The sequence below is a fragment of the Flavobacterium sp. genome (assembly GCF_035760125.1).
Classification (GTDB): domain Bacteria; phylum Bacteroidota; class Bacteroidia; order Flavobacteriales; family Flavobacteriaceae; genus Flavobacterium.
This window is the reverse complement of record NZ_DASTTN010000540.1, coordinates 1-12,786: the sequence shown is the minus strand read 5'-3', so window position 1 is coordinate 12,786 and position 12,786 is coordinate 1. Positions and strand designations below refer to the sequence as shown.

Annotated in this window: 8 protein-coding genes; 4 read left to right on the top strand and 4 right to left on the bottom strand. The window is 36.8% G+C overall.

What is annotated here, in order from left to right; genetic code table 11:
• Window positions 1–565 precede the first annotated feature (565 nt).
• The 3 genes from VFS71_RS19200 to VFS71_RS19190 are packed head-to-tail and all read left to right on the top strand — an operon-like array spanning window position 566 to window position 7,620.
• On the top strand, window positions 566–3,592 hold the full coding sequence (locus tag VFS71_RS19200) for a SusC/RagA family TonB-linked outer membrane protein (protein WP_326403276.1): 3,027 nt from the start codon (window positions 566–568) through the stop codon (window positions 3,590–3,592).
• A gap of 15 nt (window positions 3,593–3,607) precedes the next feature.
• Window positions 3,608–4,969 (top strand): RagB/SusD family nutrient uptake outer membrane protein, encoded by a 1,362-nt coding sequence (locus VFS71_RS19195; protein ID WP_326403275.1) that lies wholly within the window; start codon window positions 3,608–3,610, stop codon window positions 4,967–4,969.
• Window positions 4,969–7,620, top strand: a complete 2,652-nt coding sequence (locus tag VFS71_RS19190) for an alpha/beta hydrolase family protein (RefSeq protein WP_326403274.1) — start codon at window positions 4,969–4,971, stop codon at window positions 7,618–7,620. The genes VFS71_RS19195 and VFS71_RS19190 overlap by 1 nt, the downstream gene beginning before the upstream one ends.
• A gap of 48 nt (window positions 7,621–7,668) precedes the next feature.
• On the opposite strand, the gene VFS71_RS19185 is transcribed toward VFS71_RS19190, so the two are convergent.
• The 4 genes from VFS71_RS19185 to VFS71_RS19170 all read right to left on the bottom strand — a co-directional run bounded on the left by VFS71_RS19185 (window position 7,669) and on the right by VFS71_RS19170 (window position 11,042).
• On the bottom strand, window positions 7,669–7,947 hold the full coding sequence (locus VFS71_RS19185) for a hypothetical protein (RefSeq protein WP_326403273.1): 279 nt from the start codon (window positions 7,945–7,947) through the stop codon (window positions 7,669–7,671).
• 65 nt (window positions 7,948–8,012) lie between these two features.
• Complete coding sequence (locus VFS71_RS19180; RefSeq protein WP_326403272.1) at window positions 8,013–9,566, bottom strand: DoxX family protein; 1,554 nt, start codon at window positions 9,564–9,566, stop codon at window positions 8,013–8,015.
• Window positions 9,567–9,678: 112 nt separating this feature from the next.
• Window positions 9,679–10,599 (bottom strand): helix-turn-helix transcriptional regulator, encoded by a 921-nt coding sequence (locus VFS71_RS19175; RefSeq protein WP_326403271.1) that lies wholly within the window; start codon window positions 10,597–10,599, stop codon window positions 9,679–9,681.
• A 59-nt stretch (window positions 10,600–10,658) separates the two neighbouring features.
• Window positions 10,659–11,042 carry a hypothetical protein gene (locus VFS71_RS19170; RefSeq protein WP_326403269.1) on the bottom strand — a complete coding sequence of 128 codons (384 nt, stop codon included), beginning with the start codon at window positions 11,040–11,042 and terminating at the stop codon, window positions 10,659–10,661.
• A 222-nt stretch (window positions 11,043–11,264) separates the two neighbouring features.
• On the opposite strand from VFS71_RS19170, the gene VFS71_RS19165 reads away from it, so the two are divergent.
• Window positions 11,265–12,786: aminotransferase class I/II-fold pyridoxal phosphate-dependent enzyme (locus tag VFS71_RS19165; RefSeq protein WP_326403267.1), on the top strand; the 1,522-nt coding region annotated here is incomplete at its 3' end.

The following is a 12,786-nucleotide window of genomic DNA, read 5'->3' as shown; positions in this document are numbered from 1 at the left end:
TGAAAAATATTTTTATATTTGTGTCCTATTCAGAAATGAATTGTATTTTTGCGATCCTTCATATAAAATATTTGAAGCATTCGCTTAGAATCTCGTATCAGAAAACTGGTAATTTTTAGCAACGAGGTAATAAGTATGATGCTCACGTCCCATGGCGTGGGCTCACTTATTGTTGCTCGGTATACCAGTACCTCTGATGCAGTAAGCTGAGTTCCATGCCTTTTTTATTGCCATTAATTAGGTAAAAACTCAACTTCCATTCTTAGCACTGCTTCTTTCTTTTAGTCTCGCAATATCATTTTTTAATAATGAATTAGTTTGGAAAGACACTGCCACCGTCTGGCTGCAACAGACAATGGCAGTAGGCTTTCCTATTTAAAAAAACTTTAAATGAAATGCCTATGCAATAAAAAAATCTCATCCACTCTTTCAGTCATTCGTCAAACTTTCGACTTTAAGACTTTAGTCTTTCGACTAATAAAAAATGGCCCTCTAACTCTTCTTGGCGGACGAATAGAGGACCGTAGCTAAATAAACTAACGTTTCACTTAACCAACCCAATATTATGAATAATTTTTCATTTTCCAGGGGTGGAAGGGCTTTTTGTTTCCTGTTTTTTATGGGAGCGATGCTGTCTTTTTCGCCTATTCAAGCCGCTACTTTTCTTTGGCAACCTTTTATAAAGACACAACAACATCAAATACAGGGAACTGTGACCGATGGGAGTAATCCCTTAGCGGGAGTCAGTATTTCGATACAGGGGAAACCAAAGATTGCCACTGCCACTGATTATAGTGGTCATTACACCCTTTCTGCTGCACCACAAGACATCTTAGTTTTTTCGTATGTAGGATACCGAACGCAACAGGTTTACGTTCAAGGGAGAACTACCATTAATATTAGCTTACAGGAAAGCACTACCAAACTGCAGGAGGTCAAGATCAATGCGGGATACTATTCCGTAAAAAACAGCGAACGTACCGGTAGCATTGCTCGTATCACTTCCAAAGACATCGAGAAGCAACCCGTTTCCAATGTATTGGCCACCATGCAAGGCCGTATGGCTGGAGTTGAAATTGTACAGGAAAGCGGATCTCCCGGGGGGAATTTCCAGATAAAAATCAGGGGAATAAACAGCTTAAGAGCAGATGGAAATGATCCGTTGTATATTATTGATGGAGTACCGTTCTCATCAGAAACCATTGGATTTAGTCAAACTTCGGGTACTACACCATCATTAACAAACCCAATAAACAGCATTAACCCATCAGAGATAGAAAGTCTGGAAGTACTTAAAGATGCAGATGCTACAGCAATCTATGGCTCTCGGGGTGCTAACGGCGTCGTGTTAATTACGACCAAAAAAGGAAAAGCCGGCAAAACTATTTTTTCGTCCAGTGCATCAACAGCAGTTGGAAAAGTAACACGAATGCTTGACCTGATGAATACGGAACAATACCTAGCGATGCGCAGAAAGGCATTCGTCAATGACGGATATACAGAATATCCTCCTTATGCCTATGATGTCAATGGTACATGGGATTCAAATCGATACACGGACTGGCAAAAAGTCTTAATAGGCGGTACAGCCGTAATTACTGATTTTCAAGCTTCGGTGTCTGGTGGAAATAGTGCAACACAATACCTTTTGAATGGTAATTACAGAAAAGAAGGTACTGTCGTCCCTGGTGATTTTGAATACGGTAAAGGATCTGTGCATTTTAGTATGAACCACACAAGTGACGACCAGAAATTTAAATTGTTGTTTTCTGCGGGTTATAATACCCAAAAAAACAATCAACCCGGTGTTGATCTTACTGCCACATCACGTTTATTGGCACCTAATGCTCCCACATTATATACAGAAAACGGGGAACTTAACTGGGAAAACAGTACTTGGGCCAATCCTCTTGCGGACTTGAAATCAGAATTTCTCTCGCGAATCAATAGTTTAAATGCTAATGCCGTGCTATCATACAATTTCCTGCCGGAATTGCAATTTAAAACCAACTTTGGATTTACTGACCTTACGAATAACGAAAGTCGCACTAGACCGTCCACGATGTATGATCCTTCTTATGGAGTTGGAAGCCAATATTCGTCGTTAAACACTAATGCTACCTCTCGCCAATCTTGGATTACAGAACCGCAATTGAACTGGTCTAAAACGATAAGAAAAGGGAAACTGGTAGCACTTCTGGGAAGCACTTTTCAAAGCCAGCTCACCAACCGACTTTTCCAGTTTGGAGCCAACTTTTCCAGTAATAATCTCATCCATAATCTTGCCTCCGCATCCATAAGAACGGTATCGCGCAGCGATGAAACGGTTTACAAATACCAAGCATTTTTTGCACGGATAAATTATAACTGGAACAGCAAATATATAATCAATATTACAGGCAGAAGGGATGGGTCAAGTCGTTTTGGACCAGGCAAGCAGTTCGCCAACTTTGGCGCGGTGGGAGCTGCATGGTTATTTACTAATGAACCTCTTTTAAATGATAATACTGTACTAAGTTTTGGAAAACTACGCGCTAGTTATGGAAGTACTGGCAATGATCAAATAGGAGATTACCAATTTTTAGACACCTATACTTCCTCGGGGAATACGTATCAGGGTACTATCGGATTACAACCTTCGCGACTTTACAACCCTGCATTCGGATGGGAAACTAATAAAAAATTAGAGATTGCACTTGAGACAGGATTTTTAAACGATTGCATATTTTTGACTGCCGCTTGGTACCAAAACCGCTCTTCCGACCAATTAGTGGGAATACCGTTGCCAGCGACTACCGGTTTCAACTCACTTACAGCCAATCTGGATGCAACAGTCCAGAACACTGGACTTGAATTTACATTACGGACAGTAAATTTTCAAGGTGCGGATTTTTCATGGATAACCAATCTCAATCTTTCTGCTAACAAGAATAAACTTATTGCATTTCCGGGGCTTGAAAGTTCAACATATGCAAATCGTTATGTAATTGGTGAGTCCATAAATATTTTTAGACTGTACCATTTTACGGGTATGAATCCCGAAAGCGGCATATATGAATTTGAGGACGTTAACGGTGACGGCCAGATTACATACGCAGATGACCGTAATGTGGTGGCAGATCTTACTCCAAAATACTTTGGCGGGTTACAAAACCAACTGACTTATAAAAAACTTCAGCTTGATTTTCTATTTCAATTCGTAAAACAGAAAAACTTTAGTTACAGACCAGGTGTGCCGGGTGATTTTATCAACCAGCTTTCGAGTGTTTCCGACAGTTGGCAACAGCTGGGCGACCAATCACCCAATCAACCGTATACAACGGGAACAAACGGAGAGGTGGTCAGTGCCTATTACCAATACAGTGATAGTGATGCTGCCATCATTGATGCTTCATATATCAGACTGAAAAATATTTCTCTGACCTACGATCTGCCTTTGCAATTTCCTAAAGATGTACACTGCAAATTATCTTTTCAGGCACAGAATCTTTTGACTTTTACCTCCTTTAATAACGGTGATCCAGAACTGGCATACTCATCGTATTTGCCCCCGCTTAAAGTGTATTCTGCCGGAATCCAAATAACCTTTTAATTTAAAAATACAGACATGAAATCAATAACGACTTTGTTAATTATTTTCCTATCCTGCCTGACCGGATGCGATAGTTTTGTAGATGTAGATACTCCCGATTCACAGTTAACGGGAAATAGTGTTTTTGAAGACAGGAATACCGCAAACGCTGCAATGGCAGATATTTATGCAAAACTCAGAGATACTGGTGTGCTAAGCGGACAGACACTTGGTACATCCTATACTTTAGGTTTGTACGCTGATGAACTAACCTATTACAGCTCAGCCACCAATGCGGAATTTACCAATACCATGCTTGGATCGAGTCCGGTATCGGCTTCTGTGTGGAATGAAAGCTACAAGCAAATCTACGGCACGAATGCCATTATGGAAGGAGTGCATAATGCAGTGTCTTTAGCTGCAAATGATCGCAATCAGTTCAAGGGCGAGGCGCTGTTTGTGCGTGCCTTGGTTCATTTCTATCTTACTAATATCTATGGCGATATTCCTTATGTAACCACTACAGATTACAATGTGAATAAACTTGTTTCACGCATACCGGTAGAGGAAGTTTACGGGCATATTATTAGTGATCTCAAGGAAGCCATTTCTTTACTGCCCGAAGAATATGTGAGTGCTGAACGTGTGCGGGCAAACAAAGCCACCGCACATGCATTACTTGCCAGAGTTTATTTATATCACGGTGACTGGACAGAAGCTTCAAATGAGGCCTCGGCAGTAATCAACAATCCATTATATATTTGGGAAACGAATCTGGACAATATCTTTTTGAAATCAAGTACGACCACCATCTGGCAATTTATGCCGAAACTCGAAGGCAATAATACAGATGAAGGCTCACTTTTTATTTTTCTAACTGGGCCTCCGCCACTGATAGCACTCACCACCGATTTTGTAACTTCATTTGAGGCCGGTGACCAAAGGAAAGAACACTGGATAGCCACCGTTACTAATGGCATCGAAACATGGTTTCATTCATATAAATACAAGCAAAATACAAATACAGGATCCTCTTTGGAATATTCCGTAGTATTCAGGCTGGCTGAACAGTATCTAATAAGAGCTGAAGCTCGTGCAATGCAGGGTGAGCTTAGTATTGCAAAGGAGGATTTAAATAAAATTCGGCATTTGGCAGGATTAGGAGATACTGATGCTGCTACTGCTGCAGAAATTGTAATTGCAGTACTAAATGAATGTAGACATGAACTTTTCACAGAATATGGGCATAGATTTTTTGATCTAAAAAGAACAAACAATCTTGACAGCGTGCTTTCTCTTTCTAAAATAGGCTGGGATCACAATGATATGTTTTGGCCCATTCCTAATAATGAATTGTTGGCCAATCCAAACCTACATCCACAAAACCTAGGTTATTAATGTTATTTTCTAAAACCCATTTAAGATTCGTCTACGGTTTCATGGCCGTTTTCGTTTTTGGGTTAGTTCCCTGTCCCTTAGCGGGACAGGTGCTACCCAAGATAGTGACTGAAAGCGATTACCACTTATGGAGCACACTGCAATTGGAATCCATTTCAAACAAAGGCAACTGGATAAGTTACACTAGAACTTACAAAACCAAAAAAGACACACTGTTTATAAAGAATAGCACGAACAACTTAGAATATGCATTCCCGGGTAGTAACAACGGTCAATTTAGTAGTGAGGATACATTTGGGTGTTTATCAAAAGACAGTCTGAACTTAATCAATCTTACCGATGGAAACAAAAGTGTTATTCCTAATGTATTGCAATACGAATTCACATCCTCTGGTTTATTTCTGGTTACTTCTGAATCTTCCTTAAAAAATCTTTTGAAAATTAAGATATATGGCAATAGTGGAATGCTTAAGAAAAACATCAGTGATGTTGTTGATTATCGCTGGAATAACCAAAAAAATAAACTCCTCTATAGTACTTTGGTAAATGGCAAATATGCTGTTCACCTTTTAAGTTTTAAACAGGATATTGAACAGGAGTTAATTATAGCCAATGTTGATTATCCCTTAAATAATCTCACATGGAATAGAACTGGAACGGCAGTGGCTTTTTATGGTGTTCCCACCAATTCAAAGGAAGTAGGGGATATACTTTATACCTACCAAATCTCGAAACATCAGTTACATACTCTCAATCCTTTTTCGCAAAAGATTGCTATTAAAATTGATTCCAATCCAAATCTCCAATTGTCAATATCCGATGATGGAGGAAAAGTTTTTTTTGGGATCTATAGTCCAAAAGCAATCGATAAATCTGTATTTGATACAAATGTAGAAATCTGGCATGGAGACGATAAAAGATTATATACACACCGGAAACAGCTTGCCTCACTAGATCATGTTCAGTTACTTGCGGTATGGTGGCCCAATACAAATAGAATTTTTCCTATTACTTCTAATGAGTTGTCGTGGGGCATGCTTTCTGGCAATCAGGATTACGCCATTACTGCCAATCCGCTTACTTATGAACCACAATATAAAAGGTTTGCCGACATGGACTATTACCTTAATGACTTAAGAACGGGAAAAAAGTGGCTATTTCTTCAAAAACACAATGGTCAAAGTGGCTCTATAACCGCTTCACCTGATGGAAAATATATCACTTACTATCATGATAGTAATTGGTGGGTTTACAATATTGCACAAGCAACCCATGTTAATGTTACTAAAGATCTACAGGGGGATTGGGACAATAAAAAGAAAGATCCTGGTGATGAGTTGCGTTTTTGGGGCAATGCGGGATGGACAACCAATCATAAATGGGCATTGTATTATGACTACAACGACATTTGGGCAATTTCTCCCGATGGAAAATCCAAGCATAGGTTAACGAAAGGCAAGGAAAAAGGAATACAATTCAGATTTGCAGAATCGTCCGACAATACCGAAATTAAGGTAAATTATTCCGGTTTGACATCAGCCAGTTATAATATTTCAGAAAAAATATTAATTAGTGCTGTTAACCTTAGTGATGCCAGTTCAGCATATTATTTACTGGACTTTAAAAAAGGGGAAAGACTTTTAACACATACAAATGGAGCCATAAGTAATTTACTAAAGGCACGGGAAAGCAATGCCTTTATTTACCAACAGCAAACGTATGATCAATCTCCCTGCATAAAGTATATGACATCCGAAACTGCAAAAGTGACTACCTTGGTTACAAGCAACACGCATCAGAAAAATTTCAAATGGGGTCACTCAGAAATGATTCATTTTAAAAACAAGTATGGAAGTCCCTTGAATGGTGCATTATTTTATCCTGCAGGATATAGTAAGGAGAAAAAATACCCAATGGTGGTTTATATTTACTCAACAGTATCGGGTGAACTCAATCATTATGTGAACCCATCTAATGAAAATAGCATAGGTTTCAACATCTCCAATTTTACCACTCAAGGCTATTTTGTACTGCTGCCAGATATTGCATATGACAGTGGTAATCCCGGAATTTCGGCAACTGATTGTATCGTTTCTGCAGTCAAGAAGGTAATTGGTATGGATGTAATTAATCCCTTACAAATTGGGTTGATTGGGCATTCATTTGGAGGTTATGAAGCAAACTTTATCATATCGCAAACCAATATTTTTACAGCCGCTGTCAGCGGTTCTGCAGTATCTGATATTGTAAGCCATTATTTAACGATTAATAGCAGCAATAAATTACCGGAGGCTTGGCGCTATGAAAATCAGCAATATAGAATGGCTAAATCATTCTATGAAGATAAAGAAGCATATTACAGAAATTCTCCTATTGCTCAAGCTTTAAATATTCAAACTCCAATATTAACATGGGTTGGACTTAATGATACAAATGTACAAAGTAAGCAAGGGATGGAATTTTACATTGCTTTGCGAAGGTTGCAAAAGAAAAATATAATGCTTGCTTATCCAGATGAGGGGCACATTCTTTCGAATCAAAAGAACCAAATAGATTTAACCACTCGTATCCAGGATTGGTTTGGATATTATCTAAAAGAGGAGCCGATAAAACCATGGATGATTAATAGTAACACGACTGCAAAAAAGTGAAAAATATGCAGTTTCCGAAATATGGAAACTGCATAATTAATAATTGAACTATTGGATTCTCCAAAGTTCGACCACACAGGCATTTGAAGCATCTTTTAGAAAGGCTCGTTTTGCTGGGATTTCAATAGACATACAATTCACATGTGTGTTGGTCTCTGAACAATTTGCAGTCACTGGCGTACAAGAAGTAGATGATGGATTCTGTACAAATGCAGCGATAGGCGGTTTTTTACCATCAGCTTTTTTAGGAGCATTGGTGCTTACGGCCCCTGCGCTTGCGAGTGCAAATGCTGCCACTGGTAGCATTACTTTAATGAATGTTTTCATGATAATAAAATTTAAATTAAAAAAAATACGATCTACTCTTTTTCAGGTTTTCGATCTCACCCCTGCTACCGGCCGGTAATTTTATTTCCATTGATAAGATTTCTGTTTAAAATATAGTGGTGTAAATAATTGCCAACCAATACATAAAGATTGGAACCAATTATAGTAAAATCATTTGCTCTTAATTTTTCAACGTTGTAGAGATAGATGCTAGAAAGATAAATCCCCTTATTAACATCGTAAATATCGACTACAGTTGCTTTTTTCCACATGGCTCTACTTTCATATCGACCAATTAGTTTCGAGTTTATAAAAAGTAAATTTCCAGAAATCGCGCTTAAATTATTTACTACTTTAGGAGTCGAGGCAAACTTTCTTTCGCCTGTACTTTTAATGAACGCTATTTTAATATTCGCGTGCGCAGTGGTGTCTATTGTCTTTCCACGATATAATAATTTTAGGGTATTGTCTGCAACTATAAATTGGTTGCGATAAAAATAGGTGTATACAAATTTTTTGGATTCTTTATCATAATGCATAGTGCCGTCAGTGTCAAAAAAGCCATCAATTTGTTTTTCTAACAATGATGTTGTTGGTATAACGGTTAAACCATCCTTGAAGTTAAATGTCCCGAGAATATTATCAAGTGTTATTTGCTGGCGAGCTCGGAATGCAATAGTGGATGAATCGATTATCACAGCCTTGGAAAAATAGAAAGAGTTGTTGTCCATTATTATTGACGCTTTCCAATCCGAAATATTTCCCTTAAAAATTACGGGTACAGTTCCATCGGTTACATAAAAATAGGGTGGTGCAATCCTGACCTGTACGGAGCGAAAGGGAAAATTTTCACGTTCTAATTTTATTTTATAATGCTCTGTCTGGTGTAAGAGGGAATCATATTCTAAAATGTGCAATGGGGCGAGATTATCTCCTATGAAAATTTTGCCGTTCTCTGACCCCGCAAAGTATAACGAAGTACTTTTTACATCCTTCTCTTCCATTTTGATAGAGGCACCCTGAATGAATCTGCGAATAAATGGATTTTCATTATGCATCAGATCATCGGAAGAAATGTAGAGACCCACAATAAATGTAAAACAGATGAAAGTCAGTACTCCCAAAAGTATTGTAGCACTCTTATTATCTAATGAGTATTTAGATTTTATTTTATTTCCACTACTTTCATTTTCATTACTAATATTAATAATGCTTAAAATTGCTATAACTGCGAGAACAACAAAACAAATGTTAAAAATTAAGTGTTCATTCCAATCCATATTTTCCAAAATTCCCCCGCAGGAGCAAGGAACATAGGAGCTATAATTGGTAATAATAATTATATAAGCTGTAAACATTACCATTAAGCAAAACGATGTAAACAATCCGATTAAACGGAATCGGGGTATTGACAATAATACTGCAATAATGATTTCTATTAGTATCACTGTATATGAGACAAATCCTGTATAAGCGCTAAGTAAAGGCGATTGACCAAGTTGCGCCTGAAAATTGTCAAAATCTATTAATTTGCTAACAGCGGCATATACAAACAATAGTATATATAGCAAACAAATAAACTCTAAAAATAAATTCTGTATTTTGATATTCAACCTCATAGCTTCATAGATTTTAGTTCCACAAAGTAAAATTCTGAATTTCAAAACAATAACACTTGTTTTATCGGGAGCATAACTTAACCAAAACGGATTAAGTTTGAAAGACTAAAATTTAATCTTCCGTTAAAGAAATAAAACCAATTTCATTGCGCTTCATTTCGTTTGGTGAAAAACCAAATCGCTTTTTAAAGGATTTTGAAAAATTGGGATAATTGTTAAAGCCATTCATCACCGATATATTTTTCAAAGGTATCGTGGTGTGTTCAATCATAAAAGAAGCTCTTTTCAAACGTTCATCATTATAAAACTGGTAAATACTGGTCTTAAAAAAATGACGAAAACCATCTTTTAATTTATGTTCATTAGTACCAAATTCAGATGAAAGCACTTTTAGTGACGGAAGAGGTTCTTCAAGATGTGCCAATATATAGTCATAAAGTTTCTGAATCAAAAGAACATCAGCTTTTCGGGTTTTATTATGTTTCTCGTTTTCATTTTCATAAGCTAAAGAGCTATAGGAATCATGACGAACAGGAGTAACTAGATTTAATATAATTTCCGAACGATTAATTAGCTTTCCAATACTACAAGCAACAGAAACAGGTAAATGTTCTTTAGGTGTAAAATCTAATGCAATAGTTATTGGCAATGTAATACTTGTATTGAGTATTTCTTGAAACTGTTGAAAGGAATCCATAGTAATAATACATGGAAAAGGTAAGTTTATCAACTCAGATTCCGAATAACCTAAAAAATAAATAACTTCAGGAGTAAAACTTTTGATAGAAAAAGAGGCATCCAAAACAAAAGTGCTTTGAGTTGTAAATTGATGTGTCCTATGCGTATTAACATAGCCAACTTGAAAAATGGACTCTTTCATTTCTTCGGCAACCATATTGATTAAAACAACAAGTGTTTCCAATTCGTCATCATAGGAACTTAAGGGAATATGGCTATTAAAGTTGCCACGCGCCATCTCAAATAGCATTTGATGCATCGTAACAATACGTTCTTGATTATGCGGTCTCTCCATGGTAACTTTAATGCTATCTTTTTTCTATACTCTATTTTCTGTGCTCTATATTTTTCCCTCTATATAAACTGCTTCAAATAAACCAAAGCGTCATCTTCTTTAGTGAAAATTTGTGTAGGTACAGAAGGCTTGCTAACCTGTAAATAAAAATTGCTAATCGTCAATAATACTTTTTCGTGAACGATAAGACCCACGGCTTGAGTCAATATGGAGCCAGATTGAGCCAAATAATCTCTTCCTGCTTTTTCCGTTGAAATAACACCTCGAATATCACACAAAACAGGATAAGATCTTTCGTTTTGAAAATGAATTCTATCCGTTACAACACACTGAGCAACCTTTAGATCAATAATAGTATCAGGTTTATATAAAAAAAAGAGAATACCATCGGCAATCCAAAATCGGGCATAGTCATTCTCATAAAAATCATGTGCTGCAATCATGTTTTATGAATTAAAGAATTATAATTGAACAAAAATAGAAACATTTATAAATATAAAAGTTGCCAATTTGGGAGTATTTGTTGCAATTTGTAGTATTTGTTGTCTATTCGGGAATTTGTCTTGTCAATTTGGGAGTATTGAAGAATTAGATGAAATAACTTTCATTTTTTATGATGACTTTTAAAATTCAATTTTTTAATAACACCAAAAAAGATCTAACCAATGGCAAAAATTAAACACAATAACTTCATCGATACAGTGGATGAGGTTTTATCAGTAGCTAAAAAAGAAGGTGTTTTGCACTTATATGCGGAAGACAAAATTTTAACAGGCAGGACAATCCAAATCAAGGGAAAGGAAATGTTTCATTTCGGAACAACTGGTTATTTGGGACTCGAACAAGACATACGATTGAAGGAGGCAGCAATAGCGGCCATACACAATTATGGTACACAATTCCCACTTTCAAAATCATATATTTCACATCCACTATACAGTGAACTGGAAAGCAAAGTCGAACAGATGTATGGTATTCCACCTATTATCACCAAGAACAGTACGCTAGGTCATTTAGCAATTATTCCAACACTCATTAGAGATGAAGATGCTGTAATCATGGATCATCAAGTACATTGGAGCGTTCAAAATGCCTGCCAACTTTTAAAACTGAGGGGGATTCCAGTAGAAATGATTAGACATAGCAATCTCGATATGCTCGAAGATAAAATCAAACAGCTAATCTCCAAATGCAATAAAATTTGGTATATGGCTGATGGGGTATATTCCATGTTTGGTGATTATGCTCCAATTCCGGAATTATTGGCTTTGACTCAAAAATATCCTCAATTGAATCTCTATTTTGACGATGTTCACGGTATGAGTTGGCGAGGTAACAACGGAACTGGTTTTGTTTTTGATGCAATAAAAGAACTACCTGAAAATTGTATTGTGGTAAGCACACTAAGTAAAACCTTTGGAGCCAGTGGCGCAACAGTATTTTGCAAGAATCAGAAATTGAGGGACAAAATTAAAAATTTTGGTGGACCTCTTACTTTTTCAGCTCAGTTAGAGCCTGCATCTGTAGCAGCTGCAATTGCATCGGCAAATATTCATTTAACTCCCGAGATAACAAAAAAGCAAAATGATTTGGCAGATAAAATTGCCTATTTCAACCAATTGCTGTCGCAAAGAAACCTTCCGATAATTTCAAAAAACGATTCGCCTGTTTTCTTTTTAGGAATGGGTACGCCAGTAACATCATATAACTTTGTACACCGCTTATTCAAGGAAGGTTTTTTTCTGAATTTGGGGATATATCCTGCTGTACCTATCAAAAATACAGGAATTAGAATTACGCTATCCAGTCACAATCAAATGCAAGATATTAAAGCATTAGCTGAAACAATGGAATATCACTTTCCCAAAGCTTTGGAAGAAACTAATAATAGCGAAAACAAAATCAGACAGGCTTTTGGAATAGATAGCAAAAAAACAGAAAAGATTTCAGAATCAAAAGAGCAGGAACTTTTTATTGAAGAAAAAAATACCATTCAGGATATCGAAAAAACGGAATGGGATCAATACATGGGAAAACAAAACATCTTCGATTGGGAAGGACTAGTTTATTTGGAAAAAACATTCGGCCAGCATCCCGACCCAACCAACCAATGGAATTATTACTATTACACCATTAAAGATAAAAAAGACAACATAATACTAAAGACCTTTTTCACTTATGGTCTTT

Coding starts and splice junctions, on each gene's coding strand:
- VFS71_RS19200 (WP_326403276.1), top strand. CDS start 566: ATGAATAATTTTTCATTTTCCAGGGGTGGAAGGGCTTTTTGTTTCCTG.
- VFS71_RS19175 (WP_326403271.1), bottom strand. CDS start 10,599: ATGGAGAGACCGCATAATCAAGAACGTATTGTTACGATGCATCAAATG.
- VFS71_RS19195 (WP_326403275.1), top strand. CDS start 3,608: ATGAAATCAATAACGACTTTGTTAATTATTTTCCTATCCTGCCTGACC.
- VFS71_RS19190 (WP_326403274.1), top strand. CDS start 4,969: ATGTTATTTTCTAAAACCCATTTAAGATTCGTCTACGGTTTCATGGCC.
- VFS71_RS19180 (WP_326403272.1), bottom strand. CDS start 9,566: ATGAGGTTGAATATCAAAATACAGAATTTATTTTTAGAGTTTATTTGT.
- VFS71_RS19185 (WP_326403273.1), bottom strand. CDS start 7,947: ATGAAAACATTCATTAAAGTAATGCTACCAGTGGCAGCATTTGCACTC.
- VFS71_RS19170 (WP_326403269.1), bottom strand. CDS start 11,042: ATGATTGCAGCACATGATTTTTATGAGAATGACTATGCCCGATTTTGG.